The following is a 19,666-nucleotide window of genomic DNA, read 5'->3' on the forward strand; positions in this document are numbered from 1 at the left end:
TTTGCAAGAAAAATGCTATATCTTTTCTTAGGAAAGGAAGTAGTCATGATAAAAGCCCAGGCAATAGGCCAGACGATGCCCGGCGAAGCACTCGTCATGACAAAGGCCGTCGTCAACGCTGCTGAAAGACTGGGATTGAACGCGCGTATCCTGGCGGCCATCATCGGCGTGTCGGAGGCGACGGTATCGCGCATGAAGCGGCAGGATCATCTGTTGGAGCGCGATAGCAAGCCTTTCGAACTTGCCGTGCTTCTCGTTCGTCTCTTCCGTTCGCTCGACGCTATCGTCGGCGGCGACGAGGCTGTGGCGCGGCAATGGCTGCGTAACGGCAATATCGCCTTTGGCGCAGCACCTATCGACAAGATCATCTCGATTTCTGGTTTGACCGATGTCCTTGCCTATCTGGACGCCCGCCGCGCTCTCGTCTGAGACAAGGGCCATTTCCGGCCAATATTGGCGGCTGGTGGAATCGCAGCATCAGGTCTCAACGCTAAAGCTTGTCGATACGCTGGAAGAGCAGGCGCTTCTTGAAAGCATCCTGGAAGAAAGCAAGCCGGTTCTGCCGCCGGAATGCGCAGGGCTCGACTATCTCCTTGCTACACCCTTCCGCTATGGCGCGATCTATCCCCACGGTTCCCGTTTTCGTCGCGCCGGCCGCACGCTTGGAGTCTTCTATGCCTCGGAGCAGGTGGAGACGGCACTGGCTGAAATGAGCTTCTATCGGTTGCTCTTTTTCCGTGATTCCCCCGATACGCCGTTGCCCACCAATGCCGCCGAATATACCGCCTTTGCTGCTGCGATTACGACGAAGGCGGCGATCGATCTGACCGCGTCTCCCTTGGATCGCGATCGGAAACTCTGGACCGATCCAATCAACTACGAGGCCTGCCAATCGCTTGCAGAGGCGGCGCGAACTGGCGGCATCGAGGCAATCCTCTATCGTTCCGTCCGCGATCCCAGTGGAGGCATGAACATAGCGCTGCTCACGGCCAGAGCCTTCTCCGCCCGCGAACCCGTTGAGCGCCAGACATGGCGTATCCGGCTGTCGCGGGTCGGCGTCCAGGCGCTGTGCGAATTCCCACGGCGCCGCATCGGCTTCGAAAGAAAGGATTTCGAGGGTGATGCGCGACTATCTGAGGCGCAGTTCAGAGCAGAATAGCAAGATCGCTGCGCAGACGGTCGCCATTGCCGTCGGGCAGCCGCTCTTCGAGGGCGGCGTGCGTCGTCTTCCAGATCGGCACGGCGGCGGCGAGCGCCGCCTTTCCCGATGGTGTGAGGCTGAGCAGGCGGGCGCGGCGATCTTTTGGATTGGGCACGATGCTCACCCATCCCCGCCGTTCCAGCGGCTTTAAGGCCGCCGTCAGCGTCGTCTGGTCTATTGCCAGGAGTGCCGTGACCGATCCCATGGATGCCGGCACGGGCCGGTTCAGGGACATCATCAGGGAGAACTGGCCGTTGGTAAGGCCGAACGGCCGCAGCGCCTCGTCAAAGCGACGGGCAAGAGCGCGCGCTGCTCGCTGAACATGCAGGCATAGGCAGGTGTCGCGCACTAACAGCGTGGTTTCAAAGGGGATTTCGACGGCGTTTGACATGATTCATTAATATTGATATCAATATATTTGTCAAGATTTGGAAATGAAAACGCCGGAGGAGGGCGCGGACAATGAACCAGGTCGTTTCCAGGGAAGTGTGGCTGGAGGCTCGCCGTCAACTGCTCGCCAGGGAAAAGGAGGCTACGCATCTTCGCGATCGCGTCAATGCGGAACGCCTGGCCTTGCCTTGGGTAAAGGTCGAGAAGGACTATGTTTTCGACACGCCGGCCGGCAAGAGGACGCTTGCCGATCTCTTCGACGGCCGCAGTCAGCTGATCATCTATCATTTCATGCTCGGTCCGGACTGGGATGCCGGATGCACCGGCTGCTCCTTCCTTGCCGATCATTTCGATGGAACGCTTCCCCATCTCAACCATCACGATGTCACGCTGGTCGCCGTTGCCCGCGCGCCAATCGAAAAGATAGAGGCCTATAAGAAACGCATGGGCTGGAAGTTCCCATGGGTGTCGTCCTTCTCCAACGATTTCAATTTCGACTATCACGTCTCTTTCACCAAAGAGCAGCTTGCCGGTGAAAAGGTGTTCTATAATTTCAGCGATATGGACGCCGCCAACGGCAATGACGAGTTGCCTGGTCTCAGCGCCTTCTACAAGGATGAAGCCGGCAATATCTTCCACACCTATTCCAGCTATGCCCGTGGAGGCGAGGAAATGATCGGTACGCTGATGATCCTCGACAATGCGCCGAAGGGCCGGAATGAAGGCCAGACCATGGATTTCGTGCGCCGTCACGACGAATATCAAGACGCGGCGAAGGCGGGCTCCTGCTGCCATTGAAGCATGACGAGACTGTCAAATTTACGTCATGCGGCGCAAGGGGTCGAATTATTACGTCTTGCGCCTAGTTAAGACCTGGAGCCTGCTCGCCGGGGAGCGACGGATCAACCGATTGACCATCGTTCGGCCGTCACCTTCATCGGCCATGATATACTTGCGCCGACATCAGGCTCAGGATGAGACGGATGACCGTCACAATCACAATAGGGAGAGAGATCATGGCAGAGAAGGGATATTTTGTCTGGTACGAGCTAATGACGACGGACATGAAGGCGGCGGAAGCTTTCTATACCAAGGTCGTCGGCTGGGATGCGGCGGATGCCGGCATGCCTGATGTCGGCATGGACTATACGCTGTTCAGCGCAGGCGCGGGCCCCGTTGCCGGTTTGATGATCCTGCCTGACGAGGCGAAGGCCATGGGGACGCCGCCTTGCTGGACCGGCTATATCGGCGTTCCCAATGTCGACGAAGCCACCAAGACCGTTGCCGGGAAGGGCGGCAAGACCTATCGCGAGCCTACGGATATTCCAGGCGTGGGCCGATTCTCCGTCGTCTCCGATCCCTACGGTGCAGCCTTCTGCCTGTTCACGCCGCTGCCGGGCCAGGATTGGGAGCCGCCTGCTCCTGCGACACCGGGCTATTTCGGCTGGCACGAGCTCTATTCCAACGACGGACCGAAGGCCTTCGATTTCTATAGCGAGATGTTCGGCTGGGAGCTAAGCTCCGATTTCGACATGGGGCCCATGGGCAAGTACAAGATCTTCAAGATCGGCGACCGCGACTTCGGCGGTATCATGACCAAGCCGGCGGAAATACCCGTGGCTGCCTGGAACTTTTATATCAACGTCCCGGCGATCGACGCCGCGATCACTCGCATCACGGAAGGCGGCGGCAGGATCGTCAATGGCCCGATGGAGGTTCCCGGCGGCAGCTGGATCGTGCAGGCGACCGATCCTCAGGGCGCGTTCTTCTCGCTCGTCGCGCCGGTGCGCTGATCTTTACCTCCCCTTGAGGGAAGGTCGCCGCAAAGCGGCGGGTGGGGGTGACACTCTGAGCTATAAAGAGTGTCGCAGATCACCCCACCCCGGATCTGCGGTCCGACCCTCCCCCTCAAAGGGAGGGTAAAACTTCTACCTTTTCAAACTGCCGAGAATACCCCGCACCAGTGCCCGCCCGACCTGCGTTGCCACCGTGCGCGCCATGCTTTTCATCGTCGCTTCGAGGATTGTCTCGCGCTGATAGCCCGAACGGCCGCGGCTTGCCGGCTTGCTGCTGTCGCCGCCGAAGCCGGGTAGGGTCCAGCCATCGCCAGCACTCTCGCTCTGCGGCGCAGCCGCCTTGCGTGCCCGCTCCGTCAGGATTTCATAGGCGGATTCGCGGTCGATCGTCTGATCATAGACGCCGGCAACCGGACTGCCGTTGATGATGGCTTGACGCTCGCCATCCGTGACGGGGCCGATACGGCCGGATGGCGGGCGGATCAGCGTGCGTTCGACGATGGAAGGCGCACCCTTGCCCTCGAGCATCGATACCAGCGCCTCGCCGGTGCCGAGCGTGGTAATGACGGTGGCGCAATCGAAAGCGGGATTGGGGCGGAAGGTCGAGGCCGCCGTCTGCACGGCCTTCTGCTCGCGCGGCGTATAGGCGCGAAGCGCATGCTGCACGCGATTGCCAAGCTGTGCCAGCACCGTTTCCGGCACGTCGAGCGGGTTCTGGGTGACGAAATAGACGCCGACTCCCTTGGAGCGGATCAGGCGCACCACCTGTTCGACGCGCTCGATCAGCACCTTCGGCGCGTCGTTGAAGAGCAGATGCGCCTCATCGAAGAAGAAGACCAGCTTCGGCTTTTCCGGATCACCGACTTCGGGCAATTCCTCGAACAGTTCTGAGAGCAGCCACAGCAGGAAGGTGGCATAGAGGCGCGGGTTCATCATCAGCTTGTCGGCTGCAAGCACCGAGACCTGCCCGTAGCCGTCATTGCTGACGCGCATGATGTCGGAGATTTTCAGCGCCGGTTCGCCGAAAAAGTTTTCCGCGCCCTGCTGCTCCAGCACGAGCATTGCCCGCTGGATCGAGCCGACGGACGATTTCGAGATCAGGCCGTATTTGCTGGAAAGCTCGCTGGCATTGTCGCTCATATAGTTCAGCAGCGCCTGCAGGTCCTTGAGGTCGAGCAGCGCCAGGCCGTTTTCATCGGCGATCTTGAAGGCGATGTTGAGCACGCCTTCCTGCGCCTCGGACGCATCCATCAAGCGTGCCAACAACAGTGGTCCCATCTCGGCGATGGTAGTGCGCACGCGGTGGCCCTTTTCGCCATAGAGGTCCCAGAAGATGACTGGGAACTGATCGAATTCATAGGGTGAGAGACCGATTTCCTCGGCGCGCTTCAGCAGGAAATCCTTGGGCTCGCCCTTGACGGCGATACCCGAAAGATCGCCCTTGATGTCGGCACAGAAGACAGGCACGCCGGCCTTGGAAAATCCTTCCGCCAGCACCTGCAGCGTCACCGTCTTGCCGGTGCCCGTCGCGCCGGTGACGAGACCATGACGGTTGCCGAATTTCAGCGTCAGGAACTCGTCCTTATTGATGCTTTCATCGGGGTTGCGGCTCGCGCCGACGAAAATCTGTCCATCCTGCTGCGGCATGGTGTCGTCTCCCTTTGGGCGGCGGCACAGCAGCTTTTAAGGCTGCCAGGGCCATTCATCGATTTGTCCTGACACTGTTATAAGAACTCACAGGACGGGGGACAACCATTCGCGTGGAGGTTCCGCTTCTGGTAGTATAACGAAGTCCGGCGCGGCTTGTGTCGGTTGCTCCATTCAGTTACGTTGACGTTAACGTTATAAAGGCAGGAGGCCACAGTGAACGAAGTTATTGATCAAATCGCGACCAAAGCCGGCATCGCTCCCGACCTTGCGGAAAAGGCCGTCGGCATGATTCTCGGCTTCCTGCAGCGCGAAGCTCCGGATGGTCCTGTCACCAAGATGATCGAATCCATCCCCGGCGCCTCCGATCTGGTTGCACAATATAACGGCGAGGAAACGGGTGGCGGCGGCCTGCTCGGCGGCCTGCTCAGCGCAGTTGGCGGTGGTGGCGGCCTGATGGCACTCGGCCAGCAGCTGATGAGCAGTGGTCTCAGCATGGGTGAAATCAGCTCGCTCGCCAAGGAGACGATTGCAACCGCCCGCCAGCATGCCGGCGACGAGGTCGTCGACCAGGTCGTCAATTCCGTTCCGGGCCTGCACCAATTCATTTAAGGCTGCTATGCCTTGATAAGAAAGCCGCCGGCCAAATCCCGGCGGCTTTTTGTTGTTCAGAAGGCAGGCCGACCTCGCCAAGTTGCGCCCTGTTAGAACGCAACAGCTGGCCTCTATCGGCTGATCTTCTTCAGGATCAGATCTTCCTGCCCTTCGGCGTCCCGTCGATCTCATGCCATTTGCGGCCGTCGCGTTCGATGAGTTCGTCGGCGCAGGCCGGGCCGGTGCTGCCGGGAGCGTAAGGATCGGGTTTGCCGCCCTCTGCCCAGAGGTCTAGGAAGGGCTGCACCGCCGCCCAGCCGGCTTCGATGCCGTCGGCGCGCTGGAAGAGCGTCTGGTCGCCGACGAAGAGTTCGTAGAACAGGCTTTCGTAACCGGTCTGCTTGCCGATATCGAAACTGTCGGCATAGCGGAAGTCGAGCGAAACCGGCGCTGTTTTCAGCACCAGCCCCGGCGATTTGATCGAGATTTCCATATCGAGGCCTTCGTCGGGCTGCACCTGGATAATAAGCCTGTTCGGTGGCAGCTCGGGGCGGGATTCGTGGCGCGGGAACTGGGCGAAGGGAACCGGCCGGAAGGTGATGACCACTTCCGTATCCCGCGCCTTCATCGCCTTGCCCGTGCGCAGATAGAAGGGCACACCAGCCCAGCGCCATGTATCGACCAGGAGTTTCAACGCCACGAAGGTTTCGGTGTTGCTGTCGGGCGCGACATCGGGTGTCTGGGTAAAGGCCGGCAGATCCCTGCCGGCAATAGGCCCGGCCGTATAGGCGCCGCGCACGCCGTTCTTGATTGCCTCCTCCCGCGAGTAGACGCGCAGGGCCTTCAGCACCTTGCCCTTTTCATTGCGGATGGATTCGGCATCGAAGCTGTTCGGCGGCTCCATCGCCACCATTGCCAGCAGCTGGAAGAGATGGTTCGGCACCATGTCGCGAAGCGCGCCGGTCGCATCGTAGAATTTGCCGCGCGTGCCGACGTCCACAAGCTCGGCCGCCGTGATCTGCACGTGGTCGATATAGTTGTTGTTCCATAATGCCTCGATCATCATGTTGGCGAAGCGTGTCGTCATGATGTTCTGCACGGTTTCCTTGCCGAGGAAATGGTCGATGCGATAGATCTGACTTTCGGACACATGGTTCAGCAACCGCGCATTCAAAGCCTGTGCCGAGGCAAGATCGTGGCCAAAGGGTTTTTCGATCGCGATGCGGCGGAAAGCCCCGGTGGCCTCGTTCATCAGCCCGTTTTCGGAGAGTTTCTCGGCGATATCGCCGAAGAAGCGGGGTGGCACGGCGAAATAAAAGGCCGCGTTGGCGCTCGGCGCATGCGAGAGATAATCCGAAATTTCCTTGTAGACGCCGTTCTGGGTGAAATCGCCGGAGATGTAGCTGATGCGCTTGCGCAGGCTCTGCCATGCCGCCTGCCGCTCAGAATCGTCCATGTCCCCCGATGTCTTCAGGAACGATTCCAGGCGATCTAGCAGCATCTCGACACCGCCGGTTTCGATGCCGATGCCGAGGATATGCAAGTCCTCGCCGATAAGCCCGCTGCGGGTCATGTTGATGAGCGTCGGGATCAGCAGGCGCCGGGTGAGATCGCCCGCGGCGCCGAAGATCACGAATGTCAGCGGCGGGGCCGGTGCGACGTCAGGGGTGGTCATGCGCGGATCTCCTTCTGACGGCCATATTCGGGGCTTCTGGACGACATCGACTATCTCCTCGGAGCTATTGCTGTTTCAGCTTTGGCTATGGATGTTCTAGCGCGGGCCGGCGCCGGTTGTCGATGGGATCGACGCATCGCCATCAGCCGGCATTTCGGGCTGATAAATGACTTATTTCTTCACCGCGACCAGGAAGAGCCGCGGGAAACGCAGCAACACCTTGCCGTCGACAAGCGGCGGATAGGCCCGCTCGATATGCTTCAAATATTTGGCGGTGAAGGCATCGCGATGCTCGGCACCGGCATGGTCAAGATAGGGGCGCAGGCCTGTGCCCTTCACCCATTCGACAATGGCTGCTGTGTTTTCCAGCGCGTGATTATAGTTCGTGTGCCAGATATCGACGCGAGCCGACTTGCCGATCAGCCTGTTGTAATAGACCGAGGGCGCGGGCAGGGGATTACGGCGCACGCTCTTCTTCGCAAAGGCATCGCTCCAAGGACCATTCTTGGCCGTCTCCTCCATCATCAGATGGCTCTGTTCGGTCAGATTGTCGGGCATCTGCACGGCAAGCACGCCGCCAGGCTTCAGCCCGTCCATCAGGTGGTCGAGGATGTCGAGATGATTGGGCAGCCACTGAAACACGGCATTGGCAAAGAGCAGATCCACGGGCTCTTCCGGCCGCCATGCGGCGAGATCAGCCTTGACGAAGCTTGTGCCCGGCAGGCGCTTGCGCGCCGCCTCCAGCATATTGTCGTCGCTGTCGAGGCCGGAAACGCCGGCGACGCCGTATCGTTCGACGATAAGTTCCGTCGAATTGCCTGGGCCGCAACCGAGGTCGATCGCGCGTTCGATACGCTCCAGCGGCACCTGTGCCAGCAGATCGCGCGCCGGGCGCGTGCGTTCATCCTCGAATTTCACATATTGGCCGGCAGACCATGCCATGAGCGTTTCCTCTTTCTGGATTGCCGTTTCTTCCGATGCGCATAGCACCGGGATATATCAAAACCGTGTAATGACGCTGATGCCCTTGCCCTCGGCCTTATCAAGCGACATCAGCGCCGGAACGGCTTCTTCCAGGGTGATTCTGCGGCCGATGAGCTTCTGCGGCGCGATTTTGCCGGCGGCGAGCATGTCGAGCATGGCATCATAGCGCCAGGCCTGCATGCCGTGGCTGCCATAGATTTCCAGCTCATGGCCGATGACCTGCGCCATAGGGATCTGCGGCGTCGCATAGTCACCGAGCATGAGGCCGACCTGCACATGCCGGCCGCGCCGGCGCAGGTTCTTGATAGAGTTGAAGCAGGTCGTGGGATGGCCGAGCGCATCGATCGAGACATGGGCGCCACCCTTGGTGATCTCGCGCACCGCCTCGGGCACATCGGCGACCTCAGCCGCATTGATCGTCGCCACCGCGCCGCATTCGCGGGCGAAGGCGAGCTTCTCGTCGGAAATGTCGATGGCAATGGCATTGGCGCCAAGGGCGCTGGCAATCATGATCGCCGACAGGCCGACGCCGCCGCAGCCATGCACGGCGATCCATTCGCCCGGCCGCGTCTTCGCCTGGTCGGCAACGGCGCGGAAGGAAGTAGCGAAGCGGCAGCCGAGGCTTGCCGCCGTCGCATCGTCGACCGTCTCTGGCAGGTGGACGAGATTGGTGTCGGCATAGTCGATCGCGACATATTCGGCGAAGGAACCCCAATGGGTGAAGCCCGGCTGGAACTGACTGGGGCAGACCTGCTGGTTGCCGGAGTGGCACTCGGCGCAGTGGCCACAGCCGGAGACGAAGGGAACGGTGACGCGATCACCGACTTTGAAGCGGACGACGCCGCGCCCGGTCGCCACCACCTTGCCGGCGAGCTCATGACCCGGCACATGCGGCAGCCTGATATCGGGATCATGACCCATCCAGCCGTGCCAGTCGCTACGGCAAAGGCCGGTGGCGCCGACGGCGATAACGACGCCATCTTCGCCGGGTGTCGGGTCGGGCAGGGTACGGATTTCGGGTGTTGCCTCGAAGGCCTCGTAATACATCGCTTTCATGGGAGTGCTCCCTCTCTCCTGACGATCCCTATGGTCCATCACTTCTGGTGATGGACCCATTCGTCAAGCTGTTGTTTCGACGCATGAAAATTGCGCTATGAATGCGATATCGGGCGCTTTGTTGCAAATGGATTTTGCCGCGCAGTTTCTGCTTGACCCTTAGGTTACGCGGTTATTTGTTCGTCGCCATCTCAAGCAATTCCGCCAAAGCGCGGTCACGGCTTTCCGTCCGGAGTTGCGAGAAAACAAAGAGATGGAGCGGTTCCGCAATCCCGCGAAAGCTGAACCGCTCAAAGGGAGGAAATACCATGTCCGTCGATACATCGCCCCGTACTGCCACCTGGACCTATGTCGAAGGAGAATGGCTCTCCGGCAATCCGCCGCTGATCGGACCGACCTCGCACGCCATGTGGCTCGGCTCGACCGTGTTCGACGGCGCGCGCTGGTTCGATGGCATTGCACCCGATCTCGACCTCCATTGCCAACGCATCAATCGTTCGGCCGTGGCCATGGGGCTGAAGCCAATCAAGACTGCTGGGGAGATCGAGGCGCTCGCCTGGGAAGGCATCAGGAAATTCGACGGCAAGACGCCGATCTACATCAAGCCGATGTATTGGGGCGAGCATGGCTCCCCGGGCAGCGTCGTTGCCGTCGACGCGGAATCGACGCGTTTCGCGCTCTGCCTGTTCGAAGCGCCGCTTGGCGGCAACGGCGGCATTATGCTCACGGTCTCGCCCTTCCGGCGCCCCTCTCCGGAAACGGCGATGACCGACGCCAAGGCCGGCTCGCTCTATCCGAACAGCGGCCGCATGATCCTGGAGGCGAGGGGGCGCGGTTTCAACAATGCGCTCGTCCGCGACATGAACGGCAATGTCGTCGAGACAGCGTCGTCCAACGTCTTCATGGTCAAGGACGGCATCGTTTATACGCCGGTCGCCAACCGCACCTTCCTTGCCGGCATCACTCGTGCCCGCGTCATCGGCCTGCTGCGCCAGGAAGGCTTCGATGTGCGTGAGGAAACCCTGTCCGTCGAGCAGTTCATGGGCGCCGACGAGATCTTCACGACCGGCAACTATTCCAAAGTCGTCAGCGTCAACCGACTGGACGACCGCGAATTCCAGGAGGGGCCGGTCGCCCGCAAGGCGCTGGAACTTTACATGGATTGGGCTCACGGCCGTAGCGCTAGCGAAGAGTGAGCTTCTGAGGTCCCCGGGCAATCCCTGTCTAAGGATTGCCCAGGCAAAAGGCCATGGACCGAGGTTTGCCCCCGATCAGCCTATGGATTCCGCCTGCTTCTTCGGGCTGACCCACCAGCAATAGATCGCGCCGATCGCCAGCAGCACGCAGGTTCCGAGGAACACGGCACGCATACCGATATGGCCGCCGACGAAGCCACCCATCACGGGACCCGCCACCTGGCCGACATATTGCGAGGAGATGGAGAGCCCGAGAATGCTGCCCGTCGCCGCATCGGGAACGTTGTGCCTGATAACGGCGGTGATGCAGGGTAGAAGGCCGCCAAGCGCCACACCCATCAGGAAGCGTAAGCCGATCAATTGCCAGGCCGAGGTCACGAAAGCCTGCGGTATCAACAGCAGCGCTGCGATGGCAAGCGCCGCCATGATGACGCTCCAGTAGCCGATGCGGTCGGCGAGCTTGCCGAGCCATGAGGATGACAGGATGCTGCCGAGCGCCGCAGCCGCCATGACGACGCCCGAGACCATCGTCACCTTGGCGTCCGTGACGAACTGCGCGACATAGACAGTGATGATCGGCTCGATTGACATATTGGCCAGCATCAGCAGCAGGCCGAGCGACAGCATGGCGAGGACGGGGCGTTTGTCCGGAATGGAGGCCCAGCTGCCGCTGGCCTTCGCAGCCTTCTTCCGCGCCGTGGATTTCTCTTCCTTGATGAGGAAGGTTGTCGCCAGGAAGGTGAAGAAGATCACGCCGCCTGCGAGCAGGAAGGTGCCGCGAATGCCGATAACAGGTGGCAGCGCGCCGCCGATCAGCGGCCCGACAAGGTTGCCGGCCATGATGCCAGCGGACAGCGTGCCCAGCGCCCAGGCGGAGCGATGCTTCGGCGTCTGCGCCGCCACCAGCACCATCGACCCCGAGGCATAGCCGCCGGCAAGGCCGGTGAAGAGGCGCAGCGCCACGAGTTGCCAGACATTGCCGGCCATGCCCATCAGCGAGATGGCGACCGTCATGCCGAGGCTCGCGCGGATCAGCATCAGCTTGCGGCCATAGATGTCGCCGAGCCGCCCCCAGAGCGGCGCGACGAAGGCGGCGGCAAAGAAGGTGGCGCCATAGGCGATGCCGGACCATTGCACGATCGCCGCTTTATCGGTGATGCCGAGTTCCTCGACATAGAGCGGCAGGAAGGGGAGCAGCAGCGTCATCGCCACGATCGTCGTGAACGAGCCGACAAGGCAGATGATCAGGTTCCGCATCCAATGAGCGGTTTCCGGCTCGGCCGGCGCTGCTGCATCCCATCTCGTCTCGGTCATTTCTCGGCCTTTGCATTCAATGTGTAAAACAGTTCCTGGCTGCCCGATGCGAGGATGTGACCCTTCGCGGCGGTGATGAGATCGGCGCGGGTAAAGAGGTCAGGCAGGTTCAGCCGGTCGACGTCGAGCGCATAGACGGTGACGTGATAGCTGTGGACACGCGCGTCATTCCAGGGCGGGCAGGCACCCATATAACCCCCATGTGGCCCGTCCTTCAAATTGCCACCGCCGGCGCCATTCTGGCCGCGCCGCCCATAGACCGTGCGCTCGAGCGGCAGGCCATTGGCTGAGGGGCCGCTTCCGTCCGTGCCTTCGGCAAGGCTGGTGCGCGACGCAGGGATATCGGCCAGCACCCAGTGGACGAATTCCATCCGCTTGAAATCCTTCGGGATGGATTTGTCCGCCTTGTTGAACAGTGAGAAATCGGCGGGCACGTCAGGGTCGACCATCGTCAGCGCATAGGATCGTGTGCCCTTCGGTCCTTTCGACCAGGAGACGGCAAGGCTCTTGTTGGGACCGGGGGCCGACTTGTCGGACCCTGTCGAAATGCAGGAGGCGTTTTCCGGCAGCAGCGCGCGGCCATTGCTCTTTGCGAATGTCACCTCGAGATCGGCCGATAGGGCCGGGGTGGCGACAACTGCTGTGATGATGGTGGCGTTCAGAAGGTTGAGCATGGTTTTCATGATTTGCCCTTTCGCATTTGGCTCGTGAGGGCAGGGTCTAACAAATCTGTGTCGAGCGCTGGCGTACGCAAACGCTCAAAATGCGGCCGGAAACGCTCACGCGCTGCGAAGTCGATCGGCGAAACGGCGCGGCGAGCGATAGCCTGTCGCAAGGGCGGCTTCGCGCAGCGAAAGCCCATCTTCGGCAAGGAGAGTCGTCGCTAGCGCCACGCGCTCGCTTGCCAGCACATCCCGCAGGGAAGCGCCCTCGCGTGACAGGCGGCGGCGCAGCGTGGCGTTGCTGGTGCCGAGCTCTGCGGCGATGAGATCGGCTGTCCAGGCTCGATCCGGCTGCCAGCGCACCAGCGCACGCACCGCCTCGGCTGTGGTCTCCGGCGAACCGGGCAGGGCGCCGCGCATGCCGAGCACCATGAGGATTTCGAGAAGCCGGTGCTCGATCAAAGGGATCGGCATATTGCCGCCGGCAATGCCTTCGCCTGCATGATTGATGGCGGCAGCCAGTAGCGGATCGAGCGGCAAGTCTATCTGAGAAGCGATACGGGCAGGCGGAAAAGCCTTTGCCGCCCGGCGCGTCAATTCCTCGGGGAAGGTGATGAAAATCGCCCGATAGACGCCGGTCTGCGGATCGGGGTCGTTGACTACATCGCCACTCCAGCCGGCCGGCAGCACGAGCACCGTACCGGCCGCAAAATGCCGCTGCCGTCCCATGCTGACGATTTCCTTGGAACCTTCGAGGATGGCGACGATTGAAACCTGTGAAAAGGCCGAGCCGGCAATGCGCTCGCGTTCGCGCGTGACGAAGGTAAAAAGCGTGGAATAACTGCCGATGCCGCTCGGTGCGATCGTCGGGCGGTTATCCTTTGCCGCTAGGCGGCGCAGCTTTTCCAACATGTGGTGATGAGCCTCGGACACTGCGATGGCTTCCTGCTGATTGGGGTGCTCGATGAGTTTGGACCACGCGGCCGGCATTGCCAAGTCCGCAAAGCGCCTTGTTAGTTCACCCGGCTGATGTTATAAACTGATTGCATTATGCAATTGGTTTACGGTTGGCGGATCAAAACCCGCACTGATGCAAAGGAGGAGGCAGATTATGAATTCCCTCGAAAATGCCCGTTGCGATGCGGTCAAGCGGCTGTTTGCAGCCTATGTCGCTCAGCATCCCGATATCGTCGACCCGATGCTGACCCGGGATTTCACCTTTTCCAGTCCGCGCGACGATCACATCGACCGGAAGCAGTATTTCGAGCACTGCTGGCCGAAGGAGAAGGTATTCCGCCATATTCATATCGAACATCTTGTGCCCGATGGTGATGATGTGATCGTCGGCTATCGCGCCGAAAAAATGGATGGCGGCAGCTTTCGCAATGTCGAACTGATCCGCTTTGCCGGCGACCGCATCGCCGAGGTGAACGTCTATTTTGGGCGCAACCTGTAATGCTTCAGCTACCCGCAATCTTCGCCATCGCCGCGGCAAGTGCGGCCGCCGGACCGGTCATAGGTTGCGGGCGGTTTCCCGGAAGAAGATGAACTGCATCGGTCATCGACGCCTGAGCGAAAGCGATCGTGACAGCGCCTTCGCCACCGGCCATTTTCACAGCATCGGCAATGGAAGCAAGATAGGCCGGCAGATCGCCGGCCCGGAAGTGCGCCCATGCGCCCGGCACCAGCCGGACCTCGATTTCGGCACCCGTCGCCTTAGCCGCTGCTTCGAAAAGTGCAGTCGTCGGGGCGATGGTCGTTTCGACGGTGCATAGCACGATAACCTTGCCGCCTGCCTTGACCGCTCGCTCGGCCAGCATCGCATCCGCCCGGATGATCGGGGCTCCGGCACCGGCTGCGATCCTCGCCGCCGCCGGACCGAGCGTCGAGCAGTTGAGCACGACGGCATCGGCATCCTCCGCCAGATGCCAGAGAAGCGCTGCCGTTTCCGCCGAAATCTCATCCGTCAGGCGCCCCGCCTTTTCGGCGGCGAGAAGAAGATCGGCGCGGACATGATGACGCAGCATGCCATCAGGCAACCCGAGTGCGTTTGCCGCCGCTTCATAGACGGCGATATTGCTTTCGGCGGTGTGTAGGCAGGCGATCGTCATGGGGTTCCCATCAAAGCTGAATATCCATGAACCTAGCCATGGCAGCCTTTCTTGTCGACGTTTTGCCGCGGGATTCCGCCCTGTATCGAAACATCATCATATGCAATAAGCTAAACTTCAAAGTCGATGCTATACCTACTTGAAAACTAGGGCAATTTTTACTCCCGAGTGCAACTTTTTTGGCATGTCGCCGGTTGCTCTTCCAGGCGACGGCTCCTATGTTCCGCTTCACCTGCCGACGCAATTTTTTGCCAAGAGGAGATATGACCATGGCTTTCGAATTGCCTGAACTTCCTTATGATTACGATGCACTTTCGCCCTTCATGTCGCGTGAGACCCTCGAGTATCACCATGACAAGCACCACAAGGCCTATGTCGACAACGGCAACAAGCTCGCTGCGGAAGCAGGTCTTGCCGATCTTTCGCTCGAAGAAATCGTGAAGAAGTCTTTCGGCACCAATGCAGGCCTCTTCAACAATGCAGCCCAGCACTACAACCACATCCATTTCTGGAAGTGGCTGAAGAAGGGTGGCGGCGGCAACAAGCTGCCGGGCAAGCTCGAAGCAGCCTTCGCCTCCGATCTCGGCGGCTACGACAAATTCAAGGCCGATTTCGCCGCTGCCGGTGCCACTCAGTTCGGCTCCGGCTGGGCATGGGTTTCCGTCAAGAACGGCAGGCTCGAAATCTCCAAGACCCCGAACGGCGAAAACCCGCTCGTTCATGGTGCCGACCCGATCCTCGGCGTCGACGTCTGGGAACATTCCTACTACATCGACTACCGCAACCTGCGTCCGAAGTACCTCGAAGCCTTCATCGACAGCCTGATCAACTGGGACTACGTCCTGGAGCGCTACGAAGCCGCTACGAAGTAAGGTTTGCCGCATAGGCTGGCTTTCGCACCCGGCGTCTTCCTGGCGTCGGGTGTTTTCTTATGAGCAGCCTTATTGATATATCCGTGTGTCGCATGACCGCCCAAGGAGGCTGAATGCCATCAGCACCGCTCTTCCGTTTTGGTGTCATCGCCGATCCGCAATATGCCGATCTTGTGCCTAATCTGACCCTCAATCGCTATCCGGCGAAAAGTCTCGACAAGCTTCGCGAGGCAATTGGGGAGTTCAATCGGCACGATCTCGCCTTTGTGGTGACCCTCGGCGATATCATCGATCGCGAATGGAAGAGCTTCGACGCCATTCTGCCTGTCTACGAAGCCTCGCGGCATCGCAAGCATTTCCTCCTCGGCAATCATGATTTCGCCGTGGCATCGGAACATCTCGGCGGCGTATCCGCCCGAGTGGGCATGCCCTCGGCCTATTACGATTTCGATCATTCCGGCTATCGATTCATCGCGCTCGACGGCAACGAGGTTAGCGTTTTCGCTCCGCCGGAAGGCGATCGGCGCCGGCAGGAAGCGAAGGATCTGATGAAGGCGCTGGAAACCGCCGGCGCGCTCAATGGCCAGCGATGGAACGGAGCGATAGGCGACACACAATATGACTGGCTTGCTGCAAAGCTCAGGGAAGCAAAGGCGGCAGGCGAGAAGGTCATCGTCATGAACCACTATCCGGTCTTCCCCGAAAATGCGCATAATGCCTTGAACAGCGACCGCATGCTTTCGCTTCTGGCTGAACACGACCATGTCGTCGCTTACCTCAATGGCCACAATCATGCTGGCAATTTCGGAGTGTCGGGCGGCACATACTTCGTCAACTTCAAGGGCATGGTCGATACCGAAGATACGAGCGCCTACGCGATCGTTGCCGTCTACAATGATCGGCTGGAGGTTACGGGCTTCGGGCGCGAGGATAGCCGGGTGCTGGCGCTGGCCGGCGTTTGATGAATCCCCTGTATCGTTCTACATGGGGAACGATCCGCATCGTTGAAAGTTTAGGAACTGAGGCTGCTGTGAGGCGGAGCCGATGTTTTCGGCATTGCAAATTCTGACAATCCTGGTCGTGGCAGTCGCCATGGCACTGGCACTGGCGCATCTGCTGGAGCTGCCCGGCAAAATGCGATTGTCCAAAAAAGACTATATGACGGTTCAGCGGATTTATTATCCCGGATTCACGATCGGCGGCGTTGCCGAGCCGATCGGCACTCTTTTGCTTCTGCTTCTCCTGTTCCTGACGCCAGCCAACATCATTGCGTTTTGGCTGTTTGCCGCTGCCTTTGCTGCCATGGCTGCCATGCATGCGGTCTTTTGGTTGCTGATACAGCCCGTAAACAATTTCTGGCTCAAGGATGCCGAGCTGAAAGGGTTGGGCGCAGGTTTCTTTTCCCAGGTTCCAGTCGGCGGTCATCGGATCGAGGCTGATGCCGAGGCAGATTGGACCATGCTGCGTGATCTCTGGGAATGGTCGCATGCCGCACGCGCTGTCTTGGGACTACTGGCTTTCATTCTGTTGGTGACTGCGATTTCTCTATAGCAGTGCGTGACGCCGGGACTTGACCTGTTATTATTCCGCCGCCATCCGCATCTCGGTCACGTCCCTTTTCGGCGGCGTGCCGAACATGCGGGCATATTCGCGGCTGAACTGCGAGGCGCTTTCGTAGCCGACGCGATAGGCAGCACTCTCCACATTGGCTTGACCGGCAACCATCAGGCGGCGCGCCTCGAGCAGCCGCATCTGCTTCTGGTACTGCAGCGGCGTCATCGAGGTCAGTGTCTTGAAATGCTGATGGAAGGAGGAGGGGCTCATGCGCGCGGCGGCCGCCAGTTGCTCGATGCGCACCGGCTCCGCGAAATTGTCGCGCAACAGGCGGATGGCGTCGGCGATGCGCCGGGTCTGTCCATCAGGCAGCACCAGCTTGCAGACCTCGCCGCCATTGGGACCGGTGAGCAGCCAGAAGCAGATTTCGCGCATGATCGCCGGATAGAGCACCGGAATGGCGCTTGGGTTCGACAGCAGGCGGGTCAATCGCAGGAGGCAATCTGCAAGCTCGTCGCCGAGATTCTCGACGAAGATGCCAAGCTGGGCGCCGCCTGTCGGTTTCGGCGGCCCCTCGAGCTGCTCCATCACCTCACGCATCATGCCGACATCGAATTCGAGTGAGATGGCCATATAGGGCTTCTCGACACTCGCCTCGATCACCCTGCCGGCGGCGGGCAGCTCGATGCTGATGATGAGCGCCTGCATCTCGGCATAGTCGATCACCCTGTCATTGAGCATCAATTGCTTCGCACCCTGCAGAATGACGCAGAGCGCAGGTCGATAGATCATCGCATGCGGCATTTTCGGCTCGGTCGAGCGCATGATCTGCAGGCCATCGATGCCCGTGGAAAAGACGCCAGTGCCTTCGCTGTCATGGGCTTCGATGAATTGTGTGATCGCATCCTTAAGGGCTGAGGACATAGGCGGTCTCCGGGGGCAGGTACCATTGTGGCATCATAGCAGCGGGGTACCAGCGGACAAGATAGTTGGAGGAATAGGCAAGAAATTCGAGAGTTCCGGCATTCAGGGAAATGGCTCCGTAGGCGTAGATTCCGGCCACCAAACATTCCCTGGAGAACGGCAATGATGACCGAAAATACCGATAAATCAAAGACAAAGATTGCGATCATCACCGGCGGCAGCCGCGGCCTCGGCCGCAATACCGCCATTCATCTCGCCGAGCGCGGTGTCGATGCCATCCTGACCTATAACGCGAATAAGGCAGAAGCCGATAGCGCCGTTGTCGAGATCGAAACGCTCGGTCAAAAGGCCGTCGCTTTGCGGCTCGACGCTGGCGATATCGCATCCTTCGACGCTTTCGTCGCCGAAGTCGGCCGCGTGCTGCAGCAGCGTTGGGGTCGCGATCGCTTCGATTTCCTCGTCAACAATGCCGGCACCTCTTATCATGCCTCCATCGCCGAAACGACGGAAGCCGAGTTCGACAAGCTCTACAATGTTCATCTCAAGGGAGTCTTCTTCCTGACGCAGAAGCTGTTGCCACACATCAATGATGGTGGCCGCATCGTCAATATCTCCTCCGGTCTTGCCCGCTTCAGCAATCCGGGCTCGTCCGCCTATGCAGCCATGAAGGGTGCGGTCGAAGTGCTGACGCGCTATCTCGCCAAGGAGCTCGGCTCACGCGGGATTACAGCCAACACCGTGGCGCCCGGTGCGATCCAGACGGATTTCAGCGGTGGCATCGTTCGCGACAATCCGGAGGTGAACAGAATGGTTGCGTCCATGACGGCGCTCGGCCGCCCGGGCCTGCCCGACGATATCGGTCCGATGATCGCTTCGTTGCTGTCGGATGACAATCGCTGGGTCAACGGCCAGCGCATCGAAGTCTCGGGCGGCATGATCCTCTAGAATCTGATCGTGTCCTGAGTGAGCGGCAGCACCTCAGCCGGCAGCGGCCGGGGTGTTTATCTGCCAGCCATTCACCCAGATCTGCCTGAGGCCATCGCCTTCGCCCTTGAACCACAATCCCGTCGCCTCGCAGCCTTCGATCCGATCGCTACGAAAGTTGCGGATAGCCTGGCGCAGCTCGCACCAGGCAACGATATTGGCGGTCTCCGAATAATAGATCAGCGCGATCGGCCGGATGATGCGCTCCGTGGGGCGGCCAAGTTCGTCGCGATAGGCAAGGTCGAGCTTTTCCTCATCGCGAATGGCGCGGCGAACCAGCGAAAGATCGATCGCAGCAGCCGAGGGTGCGGCAAAGCCCCAGGCATGCAGTGCGTTGGCATCGAGCGTCTGACGCAGCGGTGGAGGCACCGCGCCGGCAATCTTGGCCGTGACGCGCTTGGCTGCCTGCTTGAGTTCCGCATCGCCCGTGCGCTCCAATAGCGCCAGCGACAGCACGATCGCCTCCATCTCCTCGATCGAAAACATCAGTGGCGGCAGGTCGAAGCCGGGCCGCAGGATATAGCCGATGCCCCGCTCACCCTCGATCGGCACCCGCATTGCCTGAAGTGCTGCGATATCGCGATAGACCGAGCGCACCGTCACCTCCAGCCGGGCGGCAATATCGGCTCCCGTCACCGGCTTCTTGGCCAGCCGCAGGATCTGGATGATTTCGAACAGGCGTGACGCCTTGCGCATTTCTTGTCCT

At 60.2% G+C, this 19,666-nt stretch carries 22 protein-coding genes; 11 read left to right on the forward strand and 11 right to left on the reverse strand.

Annotation, left to right across the window (positions count from 1 at the left end):
* Positions 1–45 precede the first annotated feature (45 nt).
* Positions 46–429: an MbcA/ParS/Xre antitoxin family protein gene (locus PH562_RS25235; RefSeq protein WP_132716092.1), complete on the forward strand. Its 384-nt coding sequence runs from the start codon at positions 46–48 to the stop codon at positions 427–429.
* A complete protein-coding gene (locus tag PH562_RS25240; RefSeq protein WP_285176473.1) occupies positions 389–1,159 on the forward strand; it encodes an RES family NAD+ phosphorylase in 771 nt (256 codons plus the stop codon). The genes PH562_RS25235 and PH562_RS25240 overlap by 41 nt, the downstream gene beginning before the upstream one ends.
* Here the strand turns inward: PH562_RS25240 and PH562_RS25245 are convergent.
* Entirely contained in the window at positions 1,146–1,592 is a 447-nt protein-coding gene (locus tag PH562_RS25245) for a MarR family winged helix-turn-helix transcriptional regulator (RefSeq protein WP_285176474.1), read from the reverse strand. The genes PH562_RS25240 and PH562_RS25245 overlap by 14 nt on opposite strands.
* Before the next feature lie 71 nt (positions 1,593–1,663).
* On the opposite strand from PH562_RS25245, the gene PH562_RS25250 reads away from it, so the two are divergent.
* Together PH562_RS25250 and PH562_RS25255 are read left to right on the forward strand one after the other, a co-directional pair.
* Positions 1,664–2,389 (forward strand): DUF899 domain-containing protein, encoded by a 726-nt coding sequence (locus PH562_RS25250; RefSeq protein WP_113232356.1) that lies wholly within the window; start codon positions 1,664–1,666, stop codon positions 2,387–2,389.
* A gap of 218 nt (positions 2,390–2,607) precedes the next feature.
* Positions 2,608–3,384, forward strand: a complete 777-nt coding sequence (locus tag PH562_RS25255) for a VOC family protein (RefSeq protein ID WP_285176475.1) — start codon at positions 2,608–2,610, stop codon at positions 3,382–3,384.
* 135 nt (positions 3,385–3,519) lie between these two features.
* Here the strand turns inward: PH562_RS25255 and PH562_RS25260 are convergent, their stop codons facing one another.
* The gene (locus PH562_RS25260) at positions 3,520–5,034 is read right to left on the reverse strand and encodes a helicase HerA-like C-terminal domain-containing protein (RefSeq protein WP_285176476.1); all 1,515 of its coding nucleotides are present in this window, start codon (positions 5,032–5,034) and stop codon (positions 3,520–3,522) included.
* Between the two features lie 216 nt (positions 5,035–5,250).
* On the opposite strand from PH562_RS25260, the gene PH562_RS25265 reads away from it, so the two are divergent.
* Complete coding sequence (locus tag PH562_RS25265) at positions 5,251–5,646, forward strand: hypothetical protein (RefSeq protein WP_112398226.1); 396 nt, start codon at positions 5,251–5,253, stop codon at positions 5,644–5,646.
* 136 nt (positions 5,647–5,782) lie between these two features.
* On the opposite strand, the gene zwf is transcribed toward PH562_RS25265, so the two are convergent.
* The 3 genes from zwf to PH562_RS25280 form a co-directional block, all read right to left on the reverse strand.
* Positions 5,783–7,303, reverse strand: coding sequence for a glucose-6-phosphate dehydrogenase (gene zwf, locus PH562_RS25270; protein WP_285176477.1), 1,521 nt, complete (start codon positions 7,301–7,303; stop codon positions 5,783–5,785).
* Between the two features lie 171 nt (positions 7,304–7,474).
* A complete protein-coding gene (gene tam, locus PH562_RS25275) occupies positions 7,475–8,245 on the reverse strand; it encodes a trans-aconitate 2-methyltransferase (RefSeq protein ID WP_285176478.1) in 771 nt (256 codons plus the stop codon).
* A gap of 57 nt (positions 8,246–8,302) precedes the next feature.
* Positions 8,303–9,343: a zinc-dependent alcohol dehydrogenase family protein gene (locus PH562_RS25280; protein ID WP_285176479.1), complete on the reverse strand. Its 1,041-nt coding sequence runs from the start codon at positions 9,341–9,343 to the stop codon at positions 8,303–8,305.
* Positions 9,344–9,651: 308 nt separating this feature from the next.
* On the opposite strand from PH562_RS25280, the gene PH562_RS25285 reads away from it, so the two are divergent.
* A complete protein-coding gene (locus tag PH562_RS25285) occupies positions 9,652–10,539 on the forward strand; it encodes a branched-chain amino acid aminotransferase (protein WP_285176480.1) in 888 nt (295 codons plus the stop codon).
* A 75-nt stretch (positions 10,540–10,614) separates the two neighbouring features.
* On the opposite strand, the gene PH562_RS25290 is transcribed toward PH562_RS25285, so the two are convergent.
* From PH562_RS25290 to PH562_RS25300, 3 genes are all read right to left on the reverse strand, one after another.
* Positions 10,615–11,853 (reverse strand): MFS transporter, encoded by a 1,239-nt coding sequence (locus tag PH562_RS25290; RefSeq protein WP_285176481.1) that lies wholly within the window; start codon positions 11,851–11,853, stop codon positions 10,615–10,617.
* On the reverse strand, positions 11,850–12,536 hold the full coding sequence (locus PH562_RS25295) for a YbhB/YbcL family Raf kinase inhibitor-like protein (RefSeq protein WP_285176482.1): 687 nt from the start codon (positions 12,534–12,536) through the stop codon (positions 11,850–11,852). The genes PH562_RS25290 and PH562_RS25295 overlap by 4 nt, the downstream gene beginning before the upstream one ends.
* A 96-nt stretch (positions 12,537–12,632) precedes the next feature.
* The gene (locus PH562_RS25300) at positions 12,633–13,448 is read right to left on the reverse strand and encodes a helix-turn-helix domain-containing protein (RefSeq protein ID WP_350223786.1); all 816 of its coding nucleotides are present in this window, start codon (positions 13,446–13,448) and stop codon (positions 12,633–12,635) included.
* 178 nt (positions 13,449–13,626) lie between these two features.
* Between PH562_RS25300 and PH562_RS25305 the strand changes: the two genes are divergently transcribed.
* Positions 13,627–13,971, forward strand: a complete 345-nt coding sequence (locus PH562_RS25305; protein ID WP_285176484.1) for a nuclear transport factor 2 family protein — start codon at positions 13,627–13,629, stop codon at positions 13,969–13,971.
* Positions 13,972–13,975: 4 nt separating this feature from the next.
* Here the strand turns inward: PH562_RS25305 and PH562_RS25310 are convergent, their stop codons facing one another.
* Positions 13,976–14,626, reverse strand: a complete 651-nt coding sequence (locus PH562_RS25310) for an Asp/Glu racemase (RefSeq protein WP_285176485.1) — start codon at positions 14,624–14,626, stop codon at positions 13,976–13,978.
* Between the two features lie 269 nt (positions 14,627–14,895).
* On the opposite strand from PH562_RS25310, the gene PH562_RS25315 reads away from it, so the two are divergent.
* The 3 genes from PH562_RS25315 (at position 14,896) to PH562_RS25325 (ending at position 17,049) form a co-directional block, all read left to right on the forward strand.
* Entirely contained in the window at positions 14,896–15,498 is a 603-nt protein-coding gene (locus tag PH562_RS25315; RefSeq protein WP_285176486.1) for a superoxide dismutase, read from the forward strand.
* Between the two features lie 113 nt (positions 15,499–15,611).
* Positions 15,612–16,460, forward strand: a complete 849-nt coding sequence (locus PH562_RS25320; protein WP_285176487.1) for a metallophosphoesterase — start codon at positions 15,612–15,614, stop codon at positions 16,458–16,460.
* An 82-nt stretch (positions 16,461–16,542) separates the two neighbouring features.
* Positions 16,543–17,049, forward strand: coding sequence for an anthrone oxygenase family protein (locus PH562_RS25325; RefSeq protein ID WP_285176488.1), 507 nt, complete (start codon positions 16,543–16,545; stop codon positions 17,047–17,049).
* A gap of 30 nt (positions 17,050–17,079) precedes the next feature.
* On the opposite strand, the gene PH562_RS25330 is transcribed toward PH562_RS25325, so the two are convergent.
* Positions 17,080–17,976: an AraC family transcriptional regulator gene (locus PH562_RS25330; protein ID WP_285176489.1), complete on the reverse strand. Its 897-nt coding sequence runs from the start codon at positions 17,974–17,976 to the stop codon at positions 17,080–17,082.
* 162 nt (positions 17,977–18,138) lie between these two features.
* Here PH562_RS25330 and PH562_RS25335 point away from each other — a divergent pair, with 162 nt between their 5' ends.
* Positions 18,139–18,921, forward strand: a complete 783-nt coding sequence (locus PH562_RS25335) for an SDR family NAD(P)-dependent oxidoreductase (RefSeq protein WP_285176490.1) — start codon at positions 18,139–18,141, stop codon at positions 18,919–18,921.
* A 33-nt stretch (positions 18,922–18,954) separates the two neighbouring features.
* Here PH562_RS25335 and PH562_RS25340 read toward each other — a convergent pair whose 3' ends face one another.
* Positions 18,955–19,656, reverse strand: coding sequence for a helix-turn-helix transcriptional regulator (locus PH562_RS25340; protein WP_285176491.1), 702 nt, complete (start codon positions 19,654–19,656; stop codon positions 18,955–18,957).
* Positions 19,657–19,666: the final 10 nt, after the last annotated feature.

This window comes from Rhizobium centroccidentale (genome assembly GCF_030182565.1).
Classification (GTDB): domain Bacteria; phylum Pseudomonadota; class Alphaproteobacteria; order Rhizobiales; family Rhizobiaceae; genus Rhizobium.